Genomic DNA, 25,833 nt, shown 5'->3' with positions numbered 1-25,833 from the left:
ATTCGACTATGACCACAAACAAAGCCCCCTGGAGTCGCGAAGAATTCGAAGCCCAGCTTCGCGCAAAAGGCCAGAGCTACCATATTCATCATCCGTTCAATGTGAAAATGAACGCAGGTGAATGTTCTAAAGAACAGATTCGGGGCTGGGTGCTGAATCGTTTTTATTACCAGTGGATTATCCCGATCAAAGACGCTGCCATCATGTCCAACTGCCAGGATCGCGAAACGCGGCGCAGATGGATTTCGAGAATATTGGATCACGATGGCTTTGGCGAATATAAAACCGATACCGAATGCGGTGGACTCGAAGCATGGACACGACTCGGACTCGCTGTCGGACTGGAGCGCGATATGCTTTGGTCCTTGAAGCATGTGGAACCCGCGGTCAAGTTCGCCTGTGACGCCTACGTCAATTTCGCGCGCCAACAGCCCTGGCAAGAATCAATCTGTTCTTCTCTGACGGAAATGTTCGCGCCACAAATTCACAAAGACAGGCTCGCGACATGGCCGACTCACTATCCATGGATCGAAGCTGATGGACTGCATTACTTTCGGTCTCGTATTCCCTTGGCGCAAAGAGATGTCGACCACGGGCTAGAAGTCACACTGAATCACTTCACCACACGGGCTCAACAAGAGCGTGCGCTCGATATCTTGCAATTCAAACTCGACATTCTCTGGTCGATGCTGGATGCAATTGAGAGAGCCTATCCAAAATGAGCTATGAGACTCCGGAGTCACTCCCAGAACGTCCAAGACTCAACCGGCTATTTCGCCTGCAATGGGAAGAGGCGCAGCAAGCCTATGTTCTTTTATATCCAGAGGGCATGGTCAAGCTCAATCTGAGTGCGGCCGAGATTCTGAAACGCTGCGACGGAGAGCACACTCTTGACGAACTCATCTCCGAACTTGAACAAGCCTTTGGCGAAAAAGATTTACGAGATCCCGTCGAGGGCATGCTACGCGCGGCGTTCGAAAAAAACTGGATCCAATAGGATTTAGACGAACGCATATGATTCAGCCTGCCATCAATCCACCCTTCTGGTTACTCGCTGAACTGACCTATCGCTGCCCGTTGCATTGCGTGTTTTGTTACAACCCGGTGAACTACGCAAACATCAAAAACGAGCTGAGCACCGCGGAGTGGATTCGCGTCATGCGAGAGGCGCGTGCTTTGGGTGCGGCTCAACTTGGTTTTTCCGGTGGCGAGCCTTTGCTGCGTGACGACCTAGACGAGCTCGTGGCCGAAGCCAGAAAACTCGGTTTCTATACAAATCTCATCACCTCCGGTGTCGGACTCAACGAAAAAAGGATTGCCTCGCTCAAACAGGCGGGACTCGATCACATCCAGCTATCCTTCCAAGACTCGACTCAGGAGATGAATGATTTTCTGAGTAGTACAAAGACTTTCGAATTGAAAAAGAAAGTAGCCGGTTTGATCAAGCAATACGACTATCCCATGGTGATGAATGTCGTCTTGCATCGACACAACATTCCCCACGTCGACAAAATCATCGACATGGCGTTGGCTCTGGAAGCAGAGTATCTGGAACTCGCCAATACACAGTACTACGGCTGGGCAATGAAAAATCGCCAGCAGCTTTTACCCACGCGTGAACAACTCGTTGCCGCTGAAGCCACAGTGAACGCCTATCGTGAAAAAATTGGCAAACAGTGCAAACTGTTGTTCGTGGTGCCCGATTATTTTGAAGAGCGTCCAAAGGCTTGCATGAATGGGTGGGGATCGATTTTCCTGGATATCGCACCCGACGGCGCTGCGCTGCCTTGTCACAATGCAAGAGAGCTTCCCGGGCTCGACATTCCAAATGTCAAAGACCACTCGATCCGCGAAATTTGGTATGACAGTCAAGCCTTCAATTTTTTCCGTGGTGACAGCTGGATGCAGGAGCCCTGTCGCTCCTGCTCAGAAAAAGAGAAAGATTTCGGTGGCTGCCGTTGCCAGGCATTTTTATTGACTGGCGACCCCGCGGCTACAGATCCAGTCTGCAGCAAATCTCCCAATCACCATGTGGTGAAGCTTGCAATCGGCGAAGCGGAAAAAAGGGATTTGGAACCTGTCGCGCAAGAGTTTCCTCTGATCTTCAGGACTGATGCAAACTCGAAACGTTACGCGGGCTAAAATAACTTGTACATAGCAAGCTCTCCCCTGATGAGCCAGATCTAAGGATATTCAATTTGCGCATCTTAGTGGCCGAAGACGACGAAATGCTGGCCGATGCTATTTATCGGACGCTTTCGCAAAACGCCCATCTGGTCGAGATCGCCAAAGATGGTGGTGCGGCAGTAAATGCTTTGATGTCAGCAGAATACGATCTTTTGATTCTTGATATCGGATTGCCCGTTCTGGACGGTTTGGAGGTCTTGCGAAGGCTCCGTCAAAAGCGCTCCGAGCTGCCAGTACTCATGCTGAGTGTACGCGACAGCATCCAGGATCGTGTCACCGGATTAGATTTGGGCGCGGATGACTATCTAAGCAAACCCTTTCACCTCTTTGAATTGGAAGCTCGGGTGCGCGCACTCATCAGAAGAGCGCACTCTCCGGCCGGACTCGAAATTTTTCACGGCAACCTGCGCATTGATTTGGTTGGCCGTCGTCTTTATTGCCAAGACCAAGCGATTGATCTCACCTCACGCGAGTTCGCGCTCGTTGAGTTACTGTTCATGCGCGTGGGTCGAGTGGTCACGAAACAACAGATTATTGATCAGTTGTATGGATGGGAGGAAGGGATGGCTAGCAATGCCATCGAGGTTCTCGTCCATCGCCTGAGAAAAAAACTTGAGCATTCAAACTGCAATATCCAGACCATCAGAGGGATGGGCTATCTTGTCGATCACGCACCCTAAAAGACTGCTGCTTCGCACACAACTACTTCGGTGGTTACTGTATCCGCTTCTCCTTTTACTCGCGCTTGATAGCGCGATTGGCTTTGTTTTAGCCGATCGTTTTTCACGCGACGCCTATGACAAAGCGCTTATAGAAATTGCACATGAACTCAGTCTACAAGTGCGAACGAATGATGCGGGTATCTATCTCGACCTTCCTGAAGTTGCGCGGAGACTTTTGCTTCAAGATCCTCAAGACAAAATATTTTTTGAATTGAGCTCGAAATCGGGAGAAGTCATCAGTGGTCAAGCGCTTCCGAAACCCAATCACCCCCCCCTAGTTGTCCGGGGAAACATCGAGATTTACGATTCCCACGTGAACGGAGATGAAGTTCGAATTGTTCAACTTCCGAAGCGTGAGCCCGATGGATCTATCCTACGCGTTGCCGAAACCTATGTGAAGAGAAAGGAAATGGCACGCGACATCATTACAATCGTCGTACTGCCGCAGATTCTCCTCATTATTCTAGTCGGTATACTAGTACGTCTTGGCGTTACCAAAGGGCTTCTACCTCTCAAGAACTTACAAAGATCTATTGCACTCAGGTCTCATCGCGACCGAAGCCCGCTGGACGAGTCAACGGTCCCGGGGGAGGTCATCCCGCTGGTGACCTCGATTAACGCACTGCTGCAGCGTCTGGATGATGTACTCGTTTCACAATCAAGATTTATCGCAGACGCAGCGCATCAACTCAAGACACCGGTCTCTGCGCTGAATGCCTATGTAGAACTCTTGGCGCGCAGCAAATCCCCCTCCGAACGTGAAAGTATCATTCTCCAGCTGAATCGCGCCGTAGAACGAATGTCTCGCCTGGTTTCACAGCTACTTGTTCTGGCAGAAAACGATATCACACAAACACGCCCGATTGAGCTGCAAAAAATAAACTTGAATGATCTGGTTCTTGATATCTCAACAAGCTGGGTACCGCAAGCGCTTAAAAACAATATCGACTTGGGATTTGAAGCCTGCGCCCATCCTGTTCATGTTTACGGCGATCTAAACCGTCTCCAAGACCTCTTCGATAATTTGATTGATAACGCCATACGCTACAGTCCCCCAAAGGGTCGGGTCACAATCCGAATTCTTGCAGCGCCTCTTCCAACGGTCACGATCAGTGACGATGCGAGAATGATCCTGGAGGATGAGAAAAAACTAATTTTTGAACGCTTTCATCGCCTATTGGGTATTGGTGACGGAAGCGGGTTAGGTCTTGCGATCGCAAAAGAAATCGCTGTAGCCCATCAAGCCACAATATCCATTCAACCGGATCACATCGACGGCAAAGGAAATGTCTTCAGTATTGTGTTCCCCGCGGATGCTTCAACTAACGGAAAATAAACGCCTTTTTATTTTTAGTAATCATTCTGTAATGTTTCAGATATCCAGCAGTCAGCTACAGAATAGCTTTCTGTAACCCTGCTTTGCTACGCTTGCGCTCAATTGATCAAGGCACAGTCGATGCCGACGAGATTAGAGGAGCTGCGATGCTAGAAATGTTCTATACCAGTGAATTTTGGGTTGCTCTGGTTCAAATTATCATCATCAACATCATGTTAAGTGGTGACAACGCTGTTGTGATCGCACTGGCTTGTCGCTCTCTACCTCCCAAACAGCAACAGCGCGCTATCTTGTTTGGTAGCGTAGGCGCTATTGTTCTGCGGATTGTGCTGACTTTCTTTGCCGTCATGCTGCTGAGCTTGCCTTTCTTGAAACTCGTCGGCGGCCTTGCTCTTCTCTGGATTGGTGCGAGCATGCTTGATTCAAACGATGATAGCCATGGTCCCGATGCGCACTCAAATTTATCGGCCGCCATCAAGACCATCATCGTCGCCGACTTCATCATGAGTCTTGATAACGTGCTTGGTGTAGCTGCTGCCGCGAAAGATAACGTTGTCCTTTTAGTTGTAGGTTTAGGGATCAGCATTCCTCTGATTATTTTTGGCAGCCAACTGATCCTCAAGTTGATGGAGCGCTTTCCTGTCATCATCACACTCGGCGCAGGGCTATTAGGCTGGGTGGCTGGCGAAATGCTAGTCAGTGACAGCTCAGTCTCTGGCTGGATTGAAGCGAATGCAAATTATTTGCACTACATTGTTCCGGCAATGTGCGTCGTGCTAGTCATCGCTGCAGGAAAGTGGCTGGCCTCGAGACACCCCGCTCCCAGCGTTGCCTAGGACGTCAAAGATGGCCAATATTTTGGTTCCCGTTCAGCGGGGGCATGATGTTGCTTGGCTCGCGAACTATCTGCAAAAAATTCACCTGCGGGAGCACATCCGGGTGCACTTGTTGAGTGTTCAACCGCGTTATACGAACTTGGTCAATCTCTTCTTTTCAAAAAAAGATCTGACCATGTTTCGAGACGAAGATGCCGCAAAGTCACTCGCCCCTATACAGCGTGCTCTCGACGCGGCTAACGTACCGTACAACTTGCACATCAGAACAGGCGACAAAGTCACGGAAATAGTCAAGTTTGCAAAAGATTACTATTGCCCCCAGATCGTCCTGGGTCCTACATCAAATGGCGGAATTTTGGATGTGCTGTTTGGCACACTGAATGGGCGCATCGAGTCGCAATTGAGGCAATCAGAAAAACATTGCGAAGTTCTCTAGAGTATTTTTAACTCACTCTTTGCGTGTTGTCGTTTCGGAATAAGCACGCCAAATACCTAAACCGAGACCTGCCCACTTGAGCCAGCGCCAACGTTTGCCAATGAGTAATGAGGAAACGGTTGCGGTAATGTAAGGATATTGAGCTGCGAGCGAAAAACTCTGACCAAGTACACTCGCTACGCTTGAATGGCCATTTTTAGTGGAAGCGCGTCCAGCACGCAACAGCCCACTCAACCAGTTTCTAGGGCTCAGCTCGCTCCCGAGCTGAGTGGTATGAAACGTCAGCGCCTCACGCTCATAGGCAGCGCGTGCACGCAAAAACTCAATACGTGCCAACCTGGCAGGAACGATTTCTCGCCGATCACTCATGGTGTCCTCCATCTCGATGACCCGCATCATCTTGACTGCCTGAATCCGGCCCCCTCAAACCGCGGGCAAAAGAGTCGTGCAGACTGCTGAGTACCACGATATCCCGGTGGAGTTCTTCGAGTGTCGCCGAAAAAGGTGTGGGCTCTGATTTCAGGCGCTGACACACGGTCCAGATCAAACCAAAGCCAATGATTGCATAGGCCAGGGACAGGCCGCCGATCGCCCAATAACGATAATCGGTTGACCAAAAATAAGCGATGAACAAAAAAGAAAAAACAACGACTGCGAGAAGCAAAAAAAGCCCGGCGGCGAATAGAAGTCCGGCGAGCGTAAATAGACGATGTTTTTGCTCAGCAAGCTCCGCACTGAAAAGTTCGACGCGCGTGCGAAGCATCGCGACGAGATCACTCGCCACGACGCTTAGATTTTCACGAACACCCATCGCGATCTAGCGACGGCTGACAAGTAGACCGACTAACAATCCAATCACACCGGCAGCCGCGACCGCTTGCCATGGATTGTCATGCACATATTCATCGGCTTCGCGTGCCACGCGTTTACCTTCGCGGATAACGGAAAGCTTGGTGTCATGCAGTGCCTCGCGGGTCGCACGCAAGGACTCAACAGCCTTGGCGCGCAATTCCTGGGCCTGCTCGCCACTCGCAGCGGCGGCATCACGCAGAAAACCTTCTGCTTCATCCAATGCAGCCTTCATACCCTCGAGTAATTTTTCCTGGGCAGAAGCTTCGTGTTCAATTGCTTTAGTCTGTTTCATAGTGCTCTCCATCAATGAACTGCTAGCCTTCATTAAATACAAGTTCCGTGCTGCTGTCTCTATTTAATTAGTTATAGGCCATTAAACATACGACTTAGGGCATTATTATGCGGTTTGTGAGTCAAGGAGCGACTGACAGACCTTTGACATGGTGTTTTGCAATGAGTTCAGCTACAAATCCCGATGCCTTTGCCTGTTGAACAAACTCTTGTAACCACTGCGCGGCTAGCGTCCGACCTTTTGGCACACCGACAGATTGCTGCACTGCGGTAAATTTCCCCTCCAAAATCCGTGAGCCGGGAACCTTTTCCACATCGTTGAGCAATCCGGGTTTCAAACTCGCCATGGCTTCCAGTTTCTGAGTGAGGAACAAATCGAGTGTGGCCTCGAATCCATCAGCATGCATCAAGGTTGCGTGCTTGATATTCCGGACGAGCCACAAGTCATACGCACTTCTGGAGGCGACCGCAATGCGGTTACCTGGCTGGTCTACCTCGCTCGCATGCCGTAAGGTAGAGCCAGCCGGCACAAGATAGGTCGCTTCGATTTCAACATATGCTGCCGTGAAATCAATTTTTTCAGCACGAGCCGGCTCAGATCCAATCAATCCGATATCCCATGCGCCATCAAGCGCCGCATCCGCCAACTCTCCTGGCGTAGCATAAGGAACAAGCTCAAGGGGAACGCCCAGTTTTTCAGCGATCGCACGTGCCATATCTGGAGCCACACCCTCTGGCATGCCGTCAGCGCTCTTGCCTGTTACAAGCAAAAAATTAAGTAGATTGATACCTGCCCGCAGCTTACCCGTAGGCGCGATCTGTGAAAGTAAATCTTGACTCATTGATTTGATCCAAAAAATTAGGTGTTGTTTGCTCTCTGGCAGAGTTGACAAATGACATCGCGCCGCCTAACTTCATGGTAAACCATTCACAGAAGAAAGCTGGCCGCTCATACAAAATGACAACCCCAAAACAGACATCTCACCCTGCAACACAACACGCTTTTTTAACACTGCACGAAATTATTCAGAAAGCACGGCAAAAACTCAATCACGATCATTGGGACTACATTGTCGGCGGTACTGAAACCGAAACAACTTTGCGTCGCAACAGAGCAGCACTGGATGCCCTCGCCTTTCGTCCGCGCGTACTTAGAGATGTGAGTCATGTTTCTGGAGAGACCACGTTCCTGGGACGTAAGCTGCGCCTGCCGATCATTCTTGCTCCTGTCGGCAGTCTGGAGCTTTTTGCTCCCGAAGCAGGCGCCGCAGCGGCACGCGCGGCGGGTGAGTTCGGTGTCTCGCACATGCTGAGTTCTGTATGCGAGCCCGGAATCGAGGCCGTTCAGCGTGCAGCCCCTGATGCGCTACGCCTGTTCCAGCTTTACGTCCATGGCGACCCAGCCTGGGTCGATGAAATCGCTGCTCGCGCCGAAGCCGCGGGTAATGCAGCCTTTTGCCTGACTGTCGACACCGCGCACTATAGTCGACGCGAAAGGGATCTCGCCAAACGAAATATTCGACGCCATACAGTTCCTGGACGTGAACATCAGCCCAGATTAACTTGGAAGGACGTCGATCGCCTGAAATCAAAACTAAAAGTACCACTCATTTTGAAGGGCATCGGAACCGCTGAGGATGCAGCATTAGCTGTAGAGCATGGCGTAGATATGGTTTATGTTTCGAACCATGGGGGTCGACAACTCGATCACGGCCTGGGCTCCATGGATGTACTCCCTGAGGTTGTCAAGGCTGTTAATAAGCGTGCAACTGTCATTGTCGACGGTGGCATCAACCGGGGAAGCGATATCGTGAAAGCAATTGCAGCCGGAGCCGACATGGTGGGTATCGGTCGCATGCAATGCTTCGGCCTCGCAGCCGATGGAAGCGCGGGATTGGTTCGCACACTTGAATTACTTGAGGCTGAGGTCAATATTTGTCTGGGATTATTGGGCGTGAATTCATTAAAAGAGCTTGACGGTTCATATCTTCGCGCCACCACTGCGCTCGAACCTTCAGGCGCACTCAGTGCCTTTCCCCTTCTTTCGATCGATGAGAAATCCTTTTACTAAGTGCGGAGCAAACACGTCGATTGGCGTACACCATAGACCAGATTGACCACAGTATCCAATTATTAAAGTTGCGTGTATTCTGAGCGACTCTCGGGGAGTCGTGGATCGCAATACGTCAGCGACTTTCTACCCCATATATTGACACTCCAATCATGCTGAACATTTCTCTTCGCAATATCCTCTTCGCGCTATCCATTTCAATCACCGCTTTGTTTAGTGTCAGCGCGCACGCAGAAACACGCGCCGCACTCGAGCGTAGTTCGTGGGCAGCGCTCAATGCGCTCATTTCACAAAATGCGATCGCCAAAGAATTAAGCACTAAAGCAGCTGCCGTTTTGGTTTTTCCCAGCGTTAAAAAAGCCGGCTTCATGATTGGTGGGCAATATGGTGAAGGCGTGTTGTGGCGCGGTGACAAAGCAGCCGCTTTTTACAATACAGGTGGTGCATCATTCGGTTTTCAGGCTGGCGCCCAAGAGTATGGGTATGCCATGTTTTTTATGAAAGAGGAAGCCATCAATGCCCTGAACGTTGCGCAAGGCTTTGAAGTCGGCGTGGGTCCAAGCATTGTTGTGATCGATCAAGGCATGGGAAACTCGACGACGACCACCACCGTTCAAAAAGATATCTATGCCTTCGTATTTAGCCAAAAAGGCTTAATGGCCGGCGTTGGTATTCAGGGTAATAAAATCACCAAAATCAACAAGTAAGTACGGTCTGTGCAAAAACCTGAACTCAAACTTCCTGCGCTTCCCGCTGGCCGGCACTATCGCTTCCACGCGATGAACAAACCGTCCGGCGCGGAGTGCAATATCGATTGCGATTACTGCTTTTATCTCCATAAGACTGACTTGCTCGAGCATAAGCCGCACGCTCGGATGGACGATCCAACGCTTGAGCAGCACATTCGCCAGTACATTGAAAGTCAGACCGGAGAACAAGTTGTTTTTTCCTGGCAAGGTGGTGAACCCACATTGATGGGATTAGCGTTTTATGAGCGTGTCGTTGCACTGCAAGCCAAGTATGCAAAGCCTGGGCAGCGGATTGAGAATGATCTCCAGACAAACGGTATCGCGCTCGATGACGAATGGATTTCGTTTCTTAAGAAACATAATTTCCATGTCGGGCTATCCATTGACGGTCCACGCGAATTGCACGATTTATATCGTAAAACGCGCAACAATAAGCCGACGTTTGATTTGGTGATGAATGCCGCGCGCAAACTCGTTGCCGCAGAAGTATCCTTTGCGGCTTTATGCGTCGTCAATCGCGCCAATGCAAAACATCCTAAAGAGGTATATCGTTTTCTGGTGGACGAAGTCGGAAGCTGGCGGGTTCAGTTCAATCCCGCTGTCGAGCCGAAAGCCTTCAAAGAATCTGCACCAGGCAAGATGGATTTTTCGACTGCACCCTTGCAGGACTCTCCACGCGCCAAACCAGGTCACCCCTTATCGATTGTGACGGACTGGTCAGTCGATCCGGATGACTATGGTCATTTTTTGTCGGGCGTCTGGGATGAATGGCTTGCTACAGATTTTGGACGCATTCACGTCAACCTGTTTGAAACTGCGATCGCCCAGGCAAGTGGACTCCCCGCTCAAACATGCACACAGGCGGAATTTTGCGGCAAAGGGCTTGCTGTCGAGCACGACGGAGAAGTCTACTCCTGCGATCACTTTGTTTATCCTGAATATCGCCTAGGAAATATCGCTCAGACACATCTCGGCGACATGGCCTTTTCTCCTGCACAGGAGAAGTTCGGAATGGATAAACGCGACACACTACCCAAACAATGTCGCAGTTGTGACTACCTGCAACTATGCTGGGGGGAATGTCCCAAAAACCGACTCATCAAGAGTCGCGATGGTGAAGTTGGGATGAACTATCTCTGCTCAGGACTCTATCACTTCTACGACCATATCGGGCCGGATGTCATCCGTATTCTGAGACATCTCGGCCGCCTACCTGAATAAGTTTATTTCTGAGGTGGAAAGATTTCTTTCCACTCGCGCTTCATATCCACGACAATCCAACCTTTGCTGGGAGCAAGGTCGAGTGCGTCGTTCAGGCGGCCGATTAACGAGTCCCTGTCGTAGGCGACCTCTCTCACGTCGTCGGTGTGATGAATCAACATGCCAAATCGAGGCCCTTGACCTGCGGTTGTCCACAACAGCATCTCACGATCACCATCTGAATTTCCAACAGCCATTACAGGGCGGCGTCCGATACGCTCCTGAATGCCGACCGGCTTATTCGCGCCATCGTCGATAAACTGCAGCTCTGGCTGTCCGACCAGGCGGGGTTGGCCATCTACGATTTCAAATTTCGTCTTAATCGAACTGCCAATCACACGTTCTGGAGGGATGCCGTACACCATCTCTGTCCAAGGCCTCATGAACTCAACCCCGCCTCCGGAGACAATATAGGTCTTGTAACCGCGTGTCTCAAGGTAGGTTAAGAGCTCAAGCATGGGCTGGTAAACCATTTCGGTGTAAGGTCGACCTGTCTTAGGGTGGCGCGCAGACTTCAACCAGTGCTCGACGATACCGCGGAAGGTTTCAGTATCGACCCCCGCATGCGTCGCCGCAATCAGTTCAAAGAGCCCTTTTTGTCCCGTTGCCAAGACTCCCTGCAGATCGTCTTCTAATACCGCCTTGAAAGGTTGTCGCGTCTTCCATTCGGGATGCTTGGGCGCAAGCGCCTTGATGCGATCAAATGTAAAAGCGATTTGGACGTAGATCGGCTGTTCGCTCCACAGAGTTCCATCATTATCAAAAACCGCAATTCTCTCGGTTAACGGCACGAACTGTGGGCTTCCCTCAGTCGTGGTTGTTTCAATGAAATTCAACACGGCCTGTTTGCTTGGGCCCTCATTCCACGAAGGCAAAAGCCCTTGCGCAAAAGCATGGATCGTGAAAAACAACAAAATACCCGTCACCAACTTCTTCATGTCATTGCCGTCCATTTGTAGAATGCATAAAAAAACTCCGCCTGTTCAGGGCGGAGTTAGTCTACCTTGGTTACGCTCGTTTCAACACATCTGTGTTGCTTAGTTTTGTTGGGAGCGGGTCACAGACTCCATGACACGGTCAAGGTTAAAGCTACCGGGCTTCTGGCGAGGTGGGAACTCGCGGAAGCTCTGTAACCACCTGCCAACATAGGCGCCTGCTGGAGCAATCGCGAACATCCGGTCAAGATACCAGCGCTGATAGCCCATTGCATGCTCTTGCTGAGCGCGCTCGAAGGGATCCATACGCAAGTTTGTCAGGGCCGGGGCACGCAAAACAGTGAAGGGTTTTTGCCAGACTTCAAGTCCCTCTGCCTCTTGCTGAAGGAAAGTGACCTTCCAGTTGTCGTAACGCAAGGCAGCCACGCTACCATCATCCGTCCAGTAGATAAACTCACGGCGTGGCCAGGTCTTTTGCTCGCCCTTCAATGCTGGACCGAGGTCGTAACCATCGAGGTGGACTTTATAAGTCATGTCACCGACCTTGCGTCCCTTGAGGAGATCCTGCTTGACAGTCTTGTCACCTGCGGCAGCCAGCAATGTTGGCAGCATATCTTCGTGTGCGGCGATGTCGTTACTCACAGTACCTGGCTTGATGACACCTGGCCATTTGATCATCGCAGGGACACGGTAGCCACCTTCCCAGTTTGTATTCTTTTCACCGCGGAACATGGTCGTACCACCGTCAGGCCATGTGAAAGTCTCTGCACCGTTATCAGTCGAGTACATGATGATGGTGTTTTCATCGAGACCGAGCTCTTTAAGCTTGGCGAGAATCTGGCCAACATGCCCATCGTGCTCAACCATACCATCCGCATAGACCCCCAAGCCAGTCTTGCCTCTTGAGGACTCCTTCAGATGCGTGAAGATGTGCATGCGTGTAGAGTTCCACCAAATAAAGAAGGGCTTGTCCTCTTTTTTAGCGCGCTCCATGAAGTCAAGTGTCTTGACCATCACCTCATCGTCAATCGTTTCCATGCGCTTGCGTGTCAGAGGACCTGTATCCTTGATCGGACCGCCGGCAAAGCTATGTATCACGCCACGAGGACCGAATTTCTTTTTGAACTCCGGATCTTTCGGGTAGTCTGGATTCTCAGGTTCTTCTTCCGCATTCAGGTGATACAGGTTGCCGAAAAACTCATCAAAACCATGTGCAGTCGGCAGCATTTCGTCACGATCACCGAGGTGATTCTTGCCAAACTGTCCAGTCTTGTAACCACGCGCCTTTAATAATGTGGCGAGTGTCGGATCTTCTTTGCGCATACCCTCTGGGGTCCCGGGCAAGCCAACTTTTGTCAAACCTGTCCGGATGGGTGACTGACCCGTGATGAATGCCGCGCGGCCTGCAGTACTGCTCTGCTGTCCGTACCAGTCGGTAAAGAGCGCACCTTGCTTGGCGATACTATCAATGTTGGGCGTCTTGTAGCCCATCATTCCATGGTTATAGGCACTGATATTGAATTGGCCAATATCATCGCCCCAAAGGATCAGAATATTTGGTTGCTTTTGTGCCAATGCCTGAGTAGACAGGAGAGCACCAGCGGCCATGGCCAGAGCCATTGTGCTTTTCTTTAACGTAAATTTCATATTTAATCTCCGTAGGTCGGATATGACTTTTTGATTGAATCATTAACAGGGCATATCACGCCCATTAATTGGAACACAATTGTCAAAATTCAAATATCTTTTCTTGTCTGCGATTTTTTATATTCCAGCCATAATCGCCAATGTTTATGCGGCTGAGCGGGCATATCAGGTAGTGTTGCCTATACCCAACCAAACCGACATTTTGGTGCATGTCTTTACCCCTCCAAATACGCCAAAAGGCGTACTGATCGCACTCCATGGCTGCGGCGGCTTACTGTCGACCAACACAAAAAATGGTGACAAATTATCTGCCCGACACGCCGCGATGGCCGAATTTGCCAACCGGCATGATTGGATCGCAGTTTTTCCAGACAGCTTTACCACTCGCGGTCGAAGAGAGATATGCACTCAAAAATTTGTAGATAGAACGATCAAACAATCCAATCGTAAAGCAGATGTTTTAGCCACAGCGCAATGGGTCAAAGAACAGGATTGGTTTTCTAGCGAGTCAGGTCAAGATCAAAAAACTGTGCTGAAAACCGTATTACTAGGTTGGTCAAATGGCGGCACGACTGTACTTGAAACAATTGAAGCCTCTCCAAAAAATCTCACGCGGCAACCAATCGAAAATGTGACGACTCTTGTTGATCAAGCTGTAGCCTTTTATCCGGGATGTTCGGCTCAACTTGCGCGTGGATATCGTACTCATGTGCCTTTGACATTGTTTCTTGGGAAACTCGATGACTGGACACCCGCTCAACCCTGTATTGATTTAGGCAAGCATAGCGACGCTCGTGTGTATGTCTACCCTGAGGCCTACCACGGCTTTGACAACCCGACTGGTTCTGTCCGTTTGCGCAAAGATGTCCCGAATGGCGTGAATCCAGGCCAAGGGGTTCACGTAGGCGCGCATCCAAGTTCCCGCCAAGAGGCGTATGAAATATTGAGAAAATTACTAGAACAACAATCGACGCTAGTCAGATGAACGTTGGATGATTTTCATCACCCCCTGCGCGCTCATGATCTCTCTGTCATCAACAATCAATGAGCCGCGCAAAAAAATAAGCGTAGAGGTTTGTCGGGTGATGTTTACACGCGCGACCAGGAAATCCCCCGCTTTCGCGGGCGAAAGAAAATGCGTATCCAAATGGATCGTCGCACAAGGCTGACGCCCCGAAGCACTCCATGCAATCATACTGAATGCCTGATCGATCATCGTCACCAACATGCCGCCATGCGCGATTCCAAGCGGGTTTTGGTGCTGAGGTTCAAGATGCAAGCCATACTCCCAGCTCTGCTCCCTCTTTCTGGACCAAAGTGGTCCAATCGTTGACATGAAACCTTCTGACCGAAGCAGCTTCCAACCTTGCTCTTCGGGTTTATAGATTTGAACCATCTGCGTACCTTATCTTTTCAAGTAAACAAGTGATCTGCGACTTTGTGTGCCTGAGCTTGCATTTCATTTGTAAGTTTGACGAGCTGAGATTTGTTGAGCGCATCCATTAGGCTTGCGCAAACAATCGTGTGAGTGATCTTTCCGTTTGGCGTCAGAACAGGAACGGCCACAATGGTGATACCTGCAATATAGGTATTCTTATCAATACTGTATCGATTTTTTTTCGCAAACTCTACTTCCTTTTGCCAGATTTTGTAATCTAAAGGCTTGTCCCAACGCAGCTTTTGAAAGCGTTTTTTTAGTTCTGATTCGGGCTGATCGCCAAACGCTGCGACCAGTCGGCCAGTCGCGCTCAACAACGATGGAAACACACTCCCGACATCCACATGCAATCGAAACGGCAAATTCGAGCGAGATAGTGCCACCACCACCATCTGGTCTGGGTCACTCGCATCGACACCAATCGCAGTCACGCCCCACTGCGTCGACAACCGATCAAGCGCAGGCTGCACAAGTACTGGAAATACATTTGATTCAATGGCGCTGCGCGCCAAAGTCAGCATCCCAGCCCCCAACCGATAATGCTTACTGGTCGAATCAAAAGAAATCAGCTTTTCTTCCGTCAACGCACGCAAAATGTGCAGACAGGTGCTTGGAACGATATTGAGCGCATGCGCAATCGCATTGACGCCCATCGGTATACGCGTCTTACCCAGCAATCTTAATATTGCGATTGCTCTTGACACGGCAGGGACGGGCCGAATGCGCGGAGCGTCCGTCGTTTCTTTGTTGCCCTTCACCATTTTCAATCTTCCTCTCGATCATAGCGTTCATAAATTCTATTTCAATTTATTGTACTAATACAATAAATATTTGTATTTGACAATAACCTAGGGTGTCGTTAAATTGCTTGCAACAAATACTTCAAAGATATGTAGAGACAACCCATGAAAAGGCTGACCGAATACACCTCGTATGCGGATGCACAAAAATACTTTTCTTCGGAAAAATTATGGGAACTATTCGATGGCGATCGTGACCAGCTCAATATCGCGCACGAATGCGTAGACCGTCATGCGGATCGTGATGAAACGGCCTTGATCGTTGCTCGTGCTGAGGGTCCTGATGAAATCATCAGCTACCGAGAACTGTCGGCGCGTTCATCGCAGGTCGCTCACTTCCTGGAGGCAGAGCAAGTCAAGCCAGGCGACCGCGTGGCGGTCATGCTTGAACCCTCGCTTGCCTTTTATGCATGTGTTTACGGCATTATGAAAATGGGAGCGATCGCGGTTCCCCTGTTCACACTCTTCGGACCCGATGGCTTGCAACTTCGCATCAAAGACTGCGCGCCATCCATGTTGATCACGAACGAAGAAAAAATCGGCATTGTCGATCAGGACACACTCAAACGCACACGCTTGGCAGATGCGTCATTCATGTCACTCCTGACACATTACCCGACGTCTTTTACCCCTCGCACACGCGCAGACGACTATGCTATTTTCCAGTACACCTCGGGCACAACCCGCGAACTGCCTGAAGCGGTCAAACATAAACATCGCTCAATCGTCACGCTGATGGTCGCAGCCCTTTACGGAACGGGCCTCAGACCTGGGGATCGTTTTATGTGTCCGTCGTCCCCTGCGTGGGGGCATGGGCTCTGGCACGGCACGCTTGCGCCCATGGCGCTCGGGCTGACGGTCGGTGCATTTGCCGGCAAGTTCAATGCGCCACGTCTTCTTCAATGTTTGCAAGATCATCGCTTCACCAATATTTCAGCCGCTGCAACACACTACCGAATGATGAAAAACGCTGGTGTCGCGCATCAGTACTCATACAGCCTTGAGAAAATGTCATTCACGGGCGAACCCATTGATAGTGCAACCGAAGATTTTATTGATCAGACCTTTGGAATCAGAGTGTGCAGCATGTATGGCACCACCGAAATTGGCGTGATTCTGGTGAGCTATCCCGGAGCGACAGATTTCGCCGTGAAACACGGATCCCTCGGAAAGGCTATTCCAGGCGCTCAAGTCCAGGTGCAAGACGCTGCTGGCCAACCCTGCCCGGCAGGTGTGACGGGGGAACTCAAAGTCTGGCGTAAAGGGCAATGGATCCCGACCAAGGATCTTGGTCGCACCGACGAAGACGGTTATTTCTTTCATGGTGGGCGCGCGGATGATGTCATTATCTCCGCGGGCTGGACGATGAGTGCAGTTGAAATCGAAGATGCCATGCTTAAACATCCTGACGTTGCCGAGGCTGCTGCGATCGGCATTCCTGATCCGCTTCGCGGTCAATCTGTCAAAGCCTTTGTCGTTTCAAAGCGTCAGTCCGACAGTGTCTTCATCAATGAAATACAAGATCTGGTGCGAAATCGACTTAGCCAGCATGAGTATCCGAGGCAGATTGAATTTGTCACCGAACTTCCCAAAACACCCGCTGGAAAGGTTCATCGCAAAAAATTGCGCGAACGCGAACTGTCCGCTCGTTCAATCTAAACAATATCCCTAATCTTTTATCTATTCAATCTCATCAAATCATCTGGAGACATTCATGTCATCATCCCCAGTAGGTCAAAGAAGTTTTCCAAAAATCACCGAACAAGGACTGGATGATTTGCGTCGTCGAATCGGTGTGAAAATAGGTCAGACGGCTGAGCCATGGTGCTACGAAGCCACACGCGACAATATTCGTCACTACGCCCACGGCATCGGAGACGACAACCCCCTTTGGTGCGATCCTGAGTATGCTGCCAAGACCAAGCATGGCGGTATCGTTGCTCTGCCAAGTTTCCTATACTCCACGAGCCGTATTGTCTCGGGTTATGTCGGCGGTTTACCCGGCGTGCATGCGATGTGGTCTGGCTCGGACTGGACATGGCACAAATATGCGAAACGCAATGACACGATCAGCACGGAGTCTTATCTGAAAGACTGCATCGAGCATGAAACGCGTTTCGCTGGCAAAGCGATTCAACAAATCTACCACGTCGATTTTTTTAATCAGACCGGGGACAAACTGGCGGAAGCGGATACATGGTGCTTTCGTACCGAACGAGACCACGCCAGAGAAAAAGGCACGAAGTACAAATCCGTCCATGAGAAAGGCCATGTCACTTATTCGGATGAACAGATTCAAGAAGCATACAAACTTTACGCCCATGAGGAGGTCCGCGGTGCCAATACTCGCTACTGGGAAGATGTCACCGAGGGAGAAGCGCTTCCTGTCTTGTTCAAAGGTCCGATGACCGTCACTGGGTTCATTGCTTATGCTCAGGGATGGGGTGGCCTTTATATTCGCGCGAACAAGCTCGCATGGCAATTGATTGACGCACATCCAGGCGTTGGAATCAAAAACCGTTTTGGTATTCCAGATGTACCTGAGCGTGTGCACTGGGAGGAGGACTTCGCACTCGAAGTCGGCGCCCCCGGCGCTTACGACTACGGTCCGGAGCGAAGCTCATGGTTGATGCATCAGTTGACGAACTGGATGGGTGACGATGGATTTTTACGCAAAGCGGAGTGCAAAATTAGACGGCACAACCCTGAAGGCGATATGATCTTTATCAAAGCCAAAGTCGTACGCAAATATAAAGAAGGCAATCGTCACCTCGTGGAAATTTCCCAAGAAGCCCATAATCAAAACGATGAGCTGTCGGTTCTGGGCTCAGGTATTGTCGAACTTCCCAGCCGCGGATAATAAAATGAGCGAACATCTAACACCGCATGCCTGGCTTGATCCTTCTCAAAGTACAGGTGCACTGGCTGGTGTTCGCGTTTTAGATCTCTCGCGAGTCGTCGCGGGTCCTTTCTGCGCGCAGATGCTGTCTGACCATGGGGCTGATGTCATCAAGGTTGAATCCGCGCAAGGCGACGAGACGAGAAGACTTGGCCCCCCCTTCGTCGAGCCAGGTCAAGCAGCCTACTTTTCCGCGTTGAATCGCGGCAAACGAGGTGTATGTCTGGACTTATCCCAGCCTCATGACCAGCAAATTATTCATGAGCTACTCATTGATGCAGACGTACTGATTGAAAATTTCTTGCCCGGCACAATGGAAAAATGGGGACTAGGATTCGAAACATCTCTCGCTGAAAAATTTCCTCGCTTGGTGTATTGCAGTATCTCTGGCTTTGGCAAGAACGGCCCTCTCGGCGGCCTGCCCGGTTATGACGCCGTTCTCCAGGCAATGTGCGGCGTCATGAGTATCAACGGCGACTCTCAATCTGGCCCGACACGTGTGGGCGTTCCGATCGTCGACCAGATGACTGGCTACACAGCCTTTTCAGGTGTGTTGATGGCTCTACTCGCACGCCAGCGCACGGGGCGCGGACAGCGTGTTGACGCGACGCTTTTCGATACCGCCCTCAGCATGCTGATTCCTCAGGGGGTGAACTGGATGGTATCGGGCAAAGAGCCCACCCTGAGCGGCAGCGCGCACCCCAATATCGCCACCTACGACCGTTTTGATGTGAGCGATGGACAGATGTTCTTGGGCATCGTCAATGACACGCAATTTGAGCGCTTTTGCAAACTGATCGACCGCGCGGATCTCAGCGAAAATCCTCTCTTCGAGACGAATACGACGCGTATGGCCAACAGGCAGGCATTGCGCAGAGAGCTCGCACTTGCACTCCAAAACTTTTCCAAGGCAGCACTTTGCGAGGCACTGATGGCCGCCGGAGTGCCGGCGGGTCCCGTCAACACGATTCCGGAAGCCTTACAACAACCCCATGCTCTGGCGCGCGAGATGGTGATCTCACGTCCAGACTATCAGGGTCTGGGTATCCCGATCAAGCTGTCAGACACGCCAGGGAGCATCGGTCGCCGTCCACCGAAACTCGGTGAGCACAACGACGAAATCATTCGATCACCTCAGATTTGACAACGAATCTTCTACCTCTATCTGAGAAAAACTAGCATAAATATACTTAGAGCAATCTAGGGAAAGCGATGGGACAACGCTGCTTGCGACTTGATTAGAATGGGGTATGGAAAATTCTAATATCATCAGGAGACGATCACCATGAGATTCACGTTTAAACGCGGTTTGACAGCCGCACTCACCGCCTTGCTTGGCTACGGTTTGGTGGCAACAGGTGCCGCTCACGCTCAAGCCAAATGGCCTGAAAAGCAAGTGCGCATGATTGTTCCCGCACCTCCAGGCAGCGCGCCTGACGGTCAAATTCGCCTCATCAGCCAAAAACTTTCCGAGATGTGGGGACAGTCGGTCGTGGTCGAAAACGTTGTTGGCGCCGGCGGAATTATTGGCGCAGACCGTGTCGCCAAAGCCGCTCCTGATGGTTATACATTTCTTTACAACACGATCGGTCCGATCGCAGTTGCAGAAAGCCTGATGGGACCTGGCAAGCTTCCTTACAGCCCAGCCAAAGATCTGGTCGCAGTGAGTCTTGCCACTAAAACGCCTAACTGGATTACCGTCCATCCTTCAGTACCGGCAAACAACATCCAGGAACTCATTGCACTGGCCAGAAAAAATCCTGGCAAACTGCGTTACGGTACTGCTGGCCCAGGGACCACACAGCACTTGACTGGCGAATTGCTGAACCTTGTTGAAAATATTCAGCTCGTTGGTATTCCTTACAAGTCTAGTGCGCAGATGACCACCGACGGATTAGGTGGACAGATCGAGATTTTGATCCATAACACGCCTGTTTTACTGCCATACATTCGCTCGCAAAAATTGCGTCCATTAGCCATCACCAGCGATAAGCGCTCACCAGCAGAACCTCAGATCCCCACGATGATTGAAAGTGGCGTGAAAGACTTTGAAATTACTGCCTGGTTTGGTTTCATGGCACCAGCTGGGACACCCAAGGCAATTATCGACAAGGTCTCAAAAGATGTGGCGACTGTCCTGGCCATGCCGGACGTCAACAAGCGCATTGTCGATACCGCGACTGAAGTCGTAGGCAGCACGCCTGAGCAATACGCGGCCTTTATCAAGTCCGAGACAGCCAAGTGGAAAGACGTGATTATTCGCGCGAAAATGACTGCGGACTGAGTCCACACAACACGAAAACATTGCAAGCCAAGCGCTGCCAGATTTCAAGATCTGGCAGCGCTTTTTCATGGATAACTGAAATGACGCAAATAGATTGACTCGCCAGCCAGATACTACCCCCGCACCACAATGACGCGCTCGGGCTCCCATCTTTGGCGCATCGGAAAATCAAATACTTCATTTTTTCTATGAGCTCGCGAGTCATTGACTCGTTCCGCGAGCAAATGGATGACTTGGCATGCATATTGCTTGGGTATGTACTCAACTGGATTTCCACACACGGGGGCACCATGAGTCACTCACGAACACTCAGCAACATCAGTGTTGTCGCATCATTGATAACGATCACAAGCGTGCTTTCAACCGCCTACGCTCAAACTCAACCGGCGACAGCCGAGCCCGTCACCGCAGTCGTGACCCCCGGTCCTTTCAGCGCCAATCTGTCGCTGACAAACGATTATCGATACCGCGGGATCTCCCAGTCAAACTTTCGGCCAGCCATTCAAGGAGGTTTTGACTACGCCCATTCCAGCGGCTTTTATATCGGTAACTGGAACTCTTCAATCAGCTGGATATCAGACGCAGCGTCCGCAGCAGGAAACAGTGCCTCAGCACCCATCGAGATGGATTTTTACGGCGGATACAAATACGAGTGGTCTAAAGGTTTTACCGCCGATGTCGGTATCTTGCAGTACTACTATCCCACCACGAATCTGTCTGCATTTGCGACCAACCCAAATACAACTGAACTCTATGCTGCGCAGAACTTTACATTTGATTCTGTCACAGGATATTTGAAGTTTTCTTGGGCTGCATCAACCCTGTTCGGGACCGCCAATAGCGCAGGCTCGAATTACACAGATCTCACCATGAATTACGACACAGGAATTTGGGGACTGTCACTCAATGCACACGTTGGCTATCAATACGTAGCGGGAAAATTCGTGGGTGGTGAGGTCTCCAATAGCAGTTTATTTTCGTACACAGATTGGAAACTTGGGATCACAAAAGATTTCGGGAGTGGTTTTTCGGGCTCGATGGCTTACGTCGGCACCAATGCAAAAGATGGCTCTTACGTGAACCCACAGCTTCAAAACCTGGGTAAAGGAGGCTTCTTGATTTCGCTCACCAAAACGTTCTGATTCAGATCTGTGCGCCTCGCATACCCGCGCGTCGCACAGCGTCTGCAAGTAAACCGTTCTGTTTGACAACAGCGCAAAAGCGCGTGACTACGGGCAGAGCCTGAGCACGTCTTTTGGGTATGCCGATTGCGATACTTTCACGACCCCAGGCGCCATCAAGGATGCGCGCGCCCTCTATTTGATCCGCAAGTTCGGACAGTATCGCTTTATTTGTTGCAAATGCATCGAGACCACCCTCTTTCAATAAACAAGTGACCTCTTCCAGGCTGTGGGTGGAAACGATGCTTGCTTTTGACAAGAGTTTAGGAAGCGTCGCTTCGGAAGTGCTGCCCGCTGACACACCAATTCGAACACCCTTTGCATCAATCTGTGTGATTGTTTGAATTGGGCAATGCGCTCCAACCAAGTAGGTTTGATCCGTGAACAGCAAGGGTTCGGCCAATGCGAGATACTCGGCCCTGACAGGGGTGGCGTTCACGAAAACAAAATCGAGCTGATCATTTTTTGCCTGAGCCAATATTTCCCCATTTGTCGCAAAAATAATTGGCTCGAAGGGCACGTCCAAAAATTGGGCAAAGGCACGGCCAAGCTCAAATCCAAGGCCTCTATTCTTGTCAGGCGTGTCACCCACCATCAACGAACCGGGACTCCCTGGATACAAGCCCACCCTCAGACGCCCAGTCGGCGCCAATACCTTTACAAAATCGTCTGACATACCCAATACTCCAGTCTGAAATTCGACTCAAACAAATCATGAAGACTAGCAGTTAATTGCATATAATTTCATAGCTTTTCAAAAAGGAGATAAAAATGGGTAAGACAATTCAGCTCAAGGCATCCGATGGTCACACCTTTGACGCGTATGTCGCAGAGCCTGCCGGTCAACCACGAGGTCTGGTCGTGATCGCACCGGAGATCTTCGGTATCAACAAGCATATTCAATCCGTTGCGGATGGCTATGCCGCCGATGGTTACCTGACTGTTGCACCCGCCTTGTTTGATCGCGTGCAACGCAAGTACGACACGGGTTACTCGCAGCCTGAAATTATGGCTGGCGTCGAAGTCATGAAAAAAATGAGCTTCGATCATGCGATGATGGATGTCGCAGCGGTCCTCGAGTTTGGAAAATCTGCGGGTAAAGCTGCGATCGTTGGCTATTGCTGGGGTGGCGTGGTCGCCTGGCTTGCCGCGAGTCGCGTTCCGGGCTTTAGCTGTTCCGCGCCCTATTACGGCGGTGGCATCCCCAATTTCTTGAATGAGAAACCCCTCTGCCCGGTCATGTTTCATTTCGGCGAAACTGATCAATCCATCCCTATGGAAAAAGCCAAAGCAGTGGTTGCAGCCTATCCTAACGAACAGGCGTTTTTCTATCCTGCCGATCACGGATTTAACTGCGACCATCGCGGTTCATACAATGCCGAGGCCGCCAAACTTGCGCGCGAGCGTACCCTTGGCATGATCAGAAAGTACGTCGGTTAACGCCTGCATACTGATTTGATAAAAAAAGGGGATTGATTAATCAATCCCCTTTTCAATTGGATCAGCAAACTGATCCCAGCCTATTTATTATTTTTTCCCCGAACCTAAACCAGGCAAATCCGATACCTTGGCGACCTTTTCAAGGGACATCAACGCATCGAACAGGCTCTGTGCGGAAAACTCAATTTTCCCCACGCGGGCACAGTCCTCGAACTTGCTCCATAAATGCTCACGGCTAAGCGGTAAATCTGGACCGCCACGTACTGCCACCACTTCGCGACTTTTGATGACCTGCCCATTTTTAAGCTTAACTGTGATCTGGTCGAATGGAGAATAACCAGGCAGATTGGGGTGTTCAGTCTCATCAGCTTCGACAGACACTTTTTTCATCAAATCCTGGATGTCCTTGCGCTGGACAAAATCATCGACCAATTCTGTCAAACCCGCGCGCTCGGCCACCACACACGAAGCCATCGCAAACTCCATACTGAACTTGGCTTCGAGTCCAGTTTGAGGATTGTGATTACGCAGCACTTTGGTGTTACGCAAACTTGTCCGGGCACTGATGCTTTCAATCTCCTCTGGCTTGAATTTTTTCTCCGCGACCAGATCGAGCATGCCATCGAGTGCACGATGCGTGCAAAAGCAAAGTGGATATTTCTTTACAGAGAGCTTGCTGACGGTCAGCTTCCATTTTTTTCCGGCTTCGACAGGCGAACTCACATCAAACCGCATCTCGGGTGATACCGCGGACAAGAAGCCTTGAGGATGTTCGAGCGCATCCAGTGATGAAGTAAAACCCGCCTTGGCTAGACGTGCCGCCAAGACACCTGATTGAGCAGAACGACCCGCATGAAAAGGTTTAGTCATCGTGCCGAAGTTGGCCATGATCCCCGCGCTCTGCGAAGCGCCTAATGAGATCGCCATCGCGCACTGTTCAGCGTTGAGCTTGTTCAACGAAGCGCACGCTGCAGCCGCACCGATAGAGCCCAGGATGCCAGTCGGGTGCCAACCTTTGGTGTGATAGTGGTCGGGATCACGTCGGGCGAGCTCCGCCCAGACCTCGTAGCCAACGGCATACGCGACCACCATCTCTTCGCCCGTCGAACCGAGCGCTTGCGCCTCAGCCAAAATTGCCGGCACGAGCACAGTGCTTGGGTGACCTTTGATCGCGACATCATCGAAATCGAGCGCGTGGGCTGCCACTCCATTAATCCATGCCGCGTCTGTGGCGCTCGCCGTTCTGGAGCCGAATACAAGCGTCGCGGGACCGGGTGGCGGAGCAAGCACTTGCGTCAAGATCTGTGTCGGCGGCTCGTCACGTCCAGCTAGCATGACGCCCACACAGTCGGCAAAACCTGTATGGATGACATCCAGCGCGGCCGCGGGAATTTGGTCATATCTCAGGCTGGCGGCGAACTCACCGAGGTCACGCGTGATGTTTGTCATGTCGCGACTCCCTTATGCGCCAGCGGCCATCGATTCTTTTACCTTCTGGCGCAAGCGGTCAAGAGAACCTCCTTTCATGACCGAACCTGGCAATGGATGACCGACAACTTGTTCAGCCAATAGCGCGGACTCAATCAGTTTTTCAAGATCGATACCCGTCTCGATGCCCATCTCATGACACATGAAGACAAGATCCTCCGTACAAACGTTACCCGAAGCACCTGAGTGCGAGGCGAAAGGACATCCGCCCAGGCCGGCGACTGCTGCGTCAAAAATTGCCACGCCCATTTCCATACCAGCATAAGCATTCGCGATACCCATACCGCGTGTGTCATGTAAATGCAGAGACAACTGCAAATCTGGGTACTTGTTGCGCACCGCACCCACGACTTTACGAATCGAGCCGGGAGTCGCCCAAGCCATCGTGTCAGCTAGTGACAAAACCTCGAGCTTGAAGTCATGCTCAGCAGACAGATCGTAAAACGTCTGAATCATTTCCAATATGCGAGATACAGGAATATCGCCTTCAAAATTACAACCAAATACCGCCATGATGCTGGCACGGTTAATCGGCACGTTGTAGTGCTTGAACATACCAATCATTGAACGCACCGCCTCTAAATTTTGCTCAAGAGTGCGTTTCTGATTTCGCAGTAAAAACTTTTCTGATGCTGTGAGCGATAGCGAACCACGGATGTCGAGTTTTTCAGTCGCAATCGCGCGTTCCAAGCCTTTATCGTTGAGCCACAATGCGGTGTATCGAACGCCCGGCTTGCGCTTGAAGCCAGCCACGATTTCAGGGGCGTCCGCCATCTGTGGCACGGCCTTCGGACTCACGAACGAGGTCACCTGTATCTGCTCGAGGCCTGTCTCGGACAAGCTGTCGATCAGCTCAATTTTTCTCGACGTGGGAATCGGCCCTTTCTCGATCTGCATCCCCTCACGTGGACCTTCCTCGAGAATACGTACGCGCTTTGGTAAGTCTGACATGTCTGCTCCTGTGTTTTTAACTGCAAGCCA

At 50.8% G+C, this 25,833-nt stretch carries 28 protein-coding genes; 17 read left to right on the top strand and 11 right to left on the bottom strand.

The genetic code is table 11. The features are described 5' to 3' along the window. Positions 1-8: 8 nt before the first annotated feature. The 7 genes from pqqC to QWY30_RS14295 all read left to right on the top strand — a co-directional run bounded on the left by pqqC (position 9) and on the right by QWY30_RS14295 (position 5,517). Positions 9-722, top strand: coding sequence for a pyrroloquinoline-quinone synthase PqqC (pqqC, locus tag QWY30_RS14325; protein WP_290242138.1), 714 nt, complete (start codon positions 9-11; stop codon positions 720-722). Further along, positions 719-997, top strand: coding sequence for a pyrroloquinoline quinone biosynthesis peptide chaperone PqqD (pqqD, locus tag QWY30_RS14320; RefSeq protein WP_290242136.1), 279 nt, complete (start codon positions 719-721; stop codon positions 995-997). Before pqqC ends, pqqD begins: the two co-directional genes overlap by 4 nt. Positions 998-1,014: 17 nt before the next feature. Next, entirely contained in the window at positions 1,015-2,142 is a 1,128-nt protein-coding gene (pqqE, locus tag QWY30_RS14315) for a pyrroloquinoline quinone biosynthesis protein PqqE (RefSeq protein WP_290242134.1), read from the top strand. Between the two features lie 56 nt (positions 2,143-2,198). Next, the gene (locus tag QWY30_RS14310) at positions 2,199-2,867 is read left to right on the top strand and encodes a response regulator transcription factor (RefSeq protein WP_290242132.1); all 669 of its coding nucleotides are present in this window, start codon (positions 2,199-2,201) and stop codon (positions 2,865-2,867) included. Beyond that, positions 2,848-4,245: a sensor histidine kinase gene (locus QWY30_RS14305; protein WP_290242130.1), complete on the top strand. Its 1,398-nt coding sequence runs from the start codon at positions 2,848-2,850 to the stop codon at positions 4,243-4,245. The genes QWY30_RS14310 and QWY30_RS14305 overlap by 20 nt, the downstream gene beginning before the upstream one ends. Positions 4,246-4,391: 146 nt before the next feature. Beyond that, positions 4,392-5,081 carry a TerC family protein gene (locus QWY30_RS14300; RefSeq protein ID WP_290242129.1) on the top strand — a complete coding sequence of 230 codons (690 nt, stop codon included), beginning with the start codon at positions 4,392-4,394 and terminating at the stop codon, positions 5,079-5,081. Positions 5,082-5,091: 10 nt separating this feature from the next. Continuing rightward, entirely contained in the window at positions 5,092-5,517 is a 426-nt protein-coding gene (locus QWY30_RS14295) for a universal stress protein (protein ID WP_290242127.1), read from the top strand. 12 nt (positions 5,518-5,529) lie between these two features. On the opposite strand, the gene QWY30_RS14290 is transcribed toward QWY30_RS14295, so the two are convergent. From QWY30_RS14290 to QWY30_RS14275, 4 genes are all read right to left on the bottom strand, one after another. Next, positions 5,530-5,886 (bottom strand): hypothetical protein, encoded by a 357-nt coding sequence (locus QWY30_RS14290; protein ID WP_290242125.1) that lies wholly within the window; start codon positions 5,884-5,886, stop codon positions 5,530-5,532. Beyond that, positions 5,879-6,328 (bottom strand): phage holin family protein, encoded by a 450-nt coding sequence (locus QWY30_RS14285; RefSeq protein WP_290242123.1) that lies wholly within the window; start codon positions 6,326-6,328, stop codon positions 5,879-5,881. The genes QWY30_RS14290 and QWY30_RS14285 overlap by 8 nt, the downstream gene beginning before the upstream one ends. A 6-nt stretch (positions 6,329-6,334) precedes the next feature. Beyond that, on the bottom strand, positions 6,335-6,661 hold the full coding sequence (locus tag QWY30_RS14280; RefSeq protein WP_290242121.1) for an ElaB/YgaM/YqjD family protein: 327 nt from the start codon (positions 6,659-6,661) through the stop codon (positions 6,335-6,337). A 121-nt stretch (positions 6,662-6,782) separates the two neighbouring features. Beyond that, positions 6,783-7,502, bottom strand: a complete 720-nt coding sequence (locus QWY30_RS14275) for an ABC transporter substrate-binding protein (protein ID WP_290242118.1) — start codon at positions 7,500-7,502, stop codon at positions 6,783-6,785. Positions 7,503-7,618: 116 nt separating this feature from the next. Here QWY30_RS14275 and QWY30_RS14270 point away from each other — a divergent pair, with 116 nt between their 5' ends. The 3 genes from QWY30_RS14270 to QWY30_RS14260 all read left to right on the top strand — a co-directional run bounded on the left by QWY30_RS14270 (position 7,619) and on the right by QWY30_RS14260 (position 10,701). Continuing rightward, a complete protein-coding gene (locus QWY30_RS14270; protein WP_290242116.1) occupies positions 7,619-8,731 on the top strand; it encodes an alpha-hydroxy acid oxidase in 1,113 nt (370 codons plus the stop codon). Between the two features lie 152 nt (positions 8,732-8,883). After that, positions 8,884-9,438 carry a lipid-binding SYLF domain-containing protein gene (locus QWY30_RS14265; RefSeq protein ID WP_290242114.1) on the top strand — a complete coding sequence of 185 codons (555 nt, stop codon included), beginning with the start codon at positions 8,884-8,886 and terminating at the stop codon, positions 9,436-9,438. Positions 9,439-9,447: 9 nt separating this feature from the next. Next, a complete protein-coding gene (locus QWY30_RS14260; RefSeq protein WP_290242112.1) occupies positions 9,448-10,701 on the top strand; it encodes an anaerobic sulfatase maturase in 1,254 nt (417 codons plus the stop codon). Between the two features lie 2 nt (positions 10,702-10,703). On the opposite strand, the gene QWY30_RS14255 is transcribed toward QWY30_RS14260, so the two are convergent. Then, complete coding sequence (locus QWY30_RS14255; RefSeq protein WP_290242111.1) at positions 10,704-11,678, bottom strand: HAD family hydrolase; 975 nt, start codon at positions 11,676-11,678, stop codon at positions 10,704-10,706. 99 nt (positions 11,679-11,777) lie between these two features. Further along, on the bottom strand, positions 11,778-13,322 hold the full coding sequence (locus tag QWY30_RS14250; protein ID WP_290242109.1) for an arylsulfatase: 1,545 nt from the start codon (positions 13,320-13,322) through the stop codon (positions 11,778-11,780). A 79-nt stretch (positions 13,323-13,401) separates the two neighbouring features. On the opposite strand from QWY30_RS14250, the gene QWY30_RS14245 reads away from it, so the two are divergent. Continuing rightward, positions 13,402-14,307, top strand: a complete 906-nt coding sequence (locus tag QWY30_RS14245; RefSeq protein ID WP_290242107.1) for a dienelactone hydrolase family protein — start codon at positions 13,402-13,404, stop codon at positions 14,305-14,307. On the opposite strand, the gene QWY30_RS14240 is transcribed toward QWY30_RS14245, so the two are convergent. Then, the gene (locus QWY30_RS14240; protein WP_290242104.1) at positions 14,296-14,718 is read right to left on the bottom strand and encodes a PaaI family thioesterase; all 423 of its coding nucleotides are present in this window, start codon (positions 14,716-14,718) and stop codon (positions 14,296-14,298) included. The genes QWY30_RS14245 and QWY30_RS14240 overlap by 12 nt on opposite strands. 17 nt (positions 14,719-14,735) lie before the next feature. Further along, on the bottom strand, positions 14,736-15,521 hold the full coding sequence (locus QWY30_RS14235; protein WP_290242101.1) for an IclR family transcriptional regulator: 786 nt from the start codon (positions 15,519-15,521) through the stop codon (positions 14,736-14,738). A gap of 144 nt (positions 15,522-15,665) precedes the next feature. Between QWY30_RS14235 and QWY30_RS14230 the strand changes: the two genes are divergently transcribed. The 5 genes from QWY30_RS14230 to QWY30_RS14210 all read left to right on the top strand — a co-directional run bounded on the left by QWY30_RS14230 (position 15,666) and on the right by QWY30_RS14210 (position 21,885). Beyond that, entirely contained in the window at positions 15,666-17,219 is a 1,554-nt protein-coding gene (locus tag QWY30_RS14230) for an acetate--CoA ligase (RefSeq protein ID WP_290242100.1), read from the top strand. A 55-nt stretch (positions 17,220-17,274) separates the two neighbouring features. Beyond that, on the top strand, positions 17,275-18,420 hold the full coding sequence (locus tag QWY30_RS14225) for an FAS1-like dehydratase domain-containing protein (RefSeq protein WP_290242097.1): 1,146 nt from the start codon (positions 17,275-17,277) through the stop codon (positions 18,418-18,420). A gap of 4 nt (positions 18,421-18,424) precedes the next feature. Further along, the gene (locus tag QWY30_RS14220; RefSeq protein WP_290242095.1) at positions 18,425-19,603 is read left to right on the top strand and encodes a CaiB/BaiF CoA transferase family protein; all 1,179 of its coding nucleotides are present in this window, start codon (positions 18,425-18,427) and stop codon (positions 19,601-19,603) included. 141 nt (positions 19,604-19,744) lie between these two features. Next, the gene (locus tag QWY30_RS14215) at positions 19,745-20,743 is read left to right on the top strand and encodes a Bug family tripartite tricarboxylate transporter substrate binding protein (protein ID WP_290242092.1); all 999 of its coding nucleotides are present in this window, start codon (positions 19,745-19,747) and stop codon (positions 20,741-20,743) included. Between the two features lie 290 nt (positions 20,744-21,033). After that, positions 21,034-21,885, top strand: coding sequence for a TorF family putative porin (locus tag QWY30_RS14210; RefSeq protein ID WP_290242091.1), 852 nt, complete (start codon positions 21,034-21,036; stop codon positions 21,883-21,885). Between the two features lies 1 nt (position 21,886). On the opposite strand, the gene QWY30_RS14205 is transcribed toward QWY30_RS14210, so the two are convergent. Beyond that, on the bottom strand, positions 21,887-22,600 hold the full coding sequence (locus QWY30_RS14205) for a type 2 periplasmic-binding domain-containing protein (protein WP_290242089.1): 714 nt from the start codon (positions 22,598-22,600) through the stop codon (positions 21,887-21,889). Positions 22,601-22,695: 95 nt separating this feature from the next. On the opposite strand from QWY30_RS14205, the gene QWY30_RS14200 reads away from it, so the two are divergent. Further along, the gene (locus QWY30_RS14200; RefSeq protein WP_290242086.1) at positions 22,696-23,364 is read left to right on the top strand and encodes a dienelactone hydrolase family protein; all 669 of its coding nucleotides are present in this window, start codon (positions 22,696-22,698) and stop codon (positions 23,362-23,364) included. An 87-nt stretch (positions 23,365-23,451) separates the two neighbouring features. Here QWY30_RS14200 and QWY30_RS14195 read toward each other — a convergent pair whose 3' ends face one another. Together QWY30_RS14195 and QWY30_RS14190 are read right to left on the bottom strand one after the other, a co-directional pair. Then, on the bottom strand, positions 23,452-24,813 hold the full coding sequence (locus tag QWY30_RS14195) for an MmgE/PrpD family protein (protein ID WP_290242085.1): 1,362 nt from the start codon (positions 24,811-24,813) through the stop codon (positions 23,452-23,454). 12 nt (positions 24,814-24,825) lie between these two features. Beyond that, positions 24,826-25,803, bottom strand: a complete 978-nt coding sequence (locus QWY30_RS14190; RefSeq protein ID WP_290242083.1) for a hydroxymethylglutaryl-CoA lyase — start codon at positions 25,801-25,803, stop codon at positions 24,826-24,828. Positions 25,804-25,833: the final 30 nt, after the last annotated feature.

The sequence above is a fragment of the Zwartia panacis genome (genome assembly GCF_030410395.1).
Classification (GTDB): domain Bacteria; phylum Pseudomonadota; class Gammaproteobacteria; order Burkholderiales; family Burkholderiaceae_B; genus Zwartia; species Zwartia panacis.
The sequence above is the reverse complement of the archived record's forward strand: the minus strand, read 5'-3'. Positions and strand labels throughout refer to the sequence as shown.

Coding starts and splice junctions, on each gene's coding strand:
- pqqC (WP_290242138.1), top strand. CDS start 9: ATGACCACAAACAAAGCCCCCTGGAGTCGCGAAGAATTCGAAGCCCAG.
- pqqD (WP_290242136.1), top strand. CDS start 719: ATGAGCTATGAGACTCCGGAGTCACTCCCAGAACGTCCAAGACTCAAC.
- pqqE (WP_290242134.1), top strand. CDS start 1,015: ATGATTCAGCCTGCCATCAATCCACCCTTCTGGTTACTCGCTGAACTG.
- QWY30_RS14300 (WP_290242129.1), top strand. CDS start 4,392: ATGCTAGAAATGTTCTATACCAGTGAATTTTGGGTTGCTCTGGTTCAA.
- QWY30_RS14295 (WP_290242127.1), top strand. CDS start 5,092: ATGGCCAATATTTTGGTTCCCGTTCAGCGGGGGCATGATGTTGCTTGG.
- QWY30_RS14290 (WP_290242125.1), bottom strand. CDS start 5,886: ATGAGTGATCGGCGAGAAATCGTTCCTGCCAGGTTGGCACGTATTGAG.
- QWY30_RS14285 (WP_290242123.1), bottom strand. CDS start 6,328: ATGGGTGTTCGTGAAAATCTAAGCGTCGTGGCGAGTGATCTCGTCGCG.
- QWY30_RS14280 (WP_290242121.1), bottom strand. CDS start 6,661: ATGAAACAGACTAAAGCAATTGAACACGAAGCTTCTGCCCAGGAAAAA.
- QWY30_RS14275 (WP_290242118.1), bottom strand. CDS start 7,502: ATGAGTCAAGATTTACTTTCACAGATCGCGCCTACGGGTAAGCTGCGG.
- QWY30_RS14270 (WP_290242116.1), top strand. CDS start 7,619: ATGACAACCCCAAAACAGACATCTCACCCTGCAACACAACACGCTTTT.
- QWY30_RS14265 (WP_290242114.1), top strand. CDS start 8,884: ATGCTGAACATTTCTCTTCGCAATATCCTCTTCGCGCTATCCATTTCA.
- QWY30_RS14255 (WP_290242111.1), bottom strand. CDS start 11,678: ATGAAGAAGTTGGTGACGGGTATTTTGTTGTTTTTCACGATCCATGCT.
- QWY30_RS14250 (WP_290242109.1), bottom strand. CDS start 13,322: ATGAAATTTACGTTAAAGAAAAGCACAATGGCTCTGGCCATGGCCGCT.
- QWY30_RS14240 (WP_290242104.1), bottom strand. CDS start 14,718: ATGGTTCAAATCTATAAACCCGAAGAGCAAGGTTGGAAGCTGCTTCGG.
- QWY30_RS14235 (WP_290242101.1), bottom strand. CDS start 15,521: ATGGTGAAGGGCAACAAAGAAACGACGGACGCTCCGCGCATTCGGCCC.
- QWY30_RS14230 (WP_290242100.1), top strand. CDS start 15,666: ATGAAAAGGCTGACCGAATACACCTCGTATGCGGATGCACAAAAATAC.
- QWY30_RS14225 (WP_290242097.1), top strand. CDS start 17,275: ATGTCATCATCCCCAGTAGGTCAAAGAAGTTTTCCAAAAATCACCGAA.
- QWY30_RS14220 (WP_290242095.1), top strand. CDS start 18,425: ATGAGCGAACATCTAACACCGCATGCCTGGCTTGATCCTTCTCAAAGT.
- QWY30_RS14215 (WP_290242092.1), top strand. CDS start 19,745: ATGAGATTCACGTTTAAACGCGGTTTGACAGCCGCACTCACCGCCTTG.
- QWY30_RS14210 (WP_290242091.1), top strand. CDS start 21,034: ATGAGTCACTCACGAACACTCAGCAACATCAGTGTTGTCGCATCATTG.
- QWY30_RS14205 (WP_290242089.1), bottom strand. CDS start 22,600: ATGTCAGACGATTTTGTAAAGGTATTGGCGCCGACTGGGCGTCTGAGG.
- QWY30_RS14200 (WP_290242086.1), top strand. CDS start 22,696: ATGGGTAAGACAATTCAGCTCAAGGCATCCGATGGTCACACCTTTGAC.
- QWY30_RS14195 (WP_290242085.1), bottom strand. CDS start 24,813: ATGACAAACATCACGCGTGACCTCGGTGAGTTCGCCGCCAGCCTGAGA.
- QWY30_RS14190 (WP_290242083.1), bottom strand. CDS start 25,803: ATGTCAGACTTACCAAAGCGCGTACGTATTCTCGAGGAAGGTCCACGT.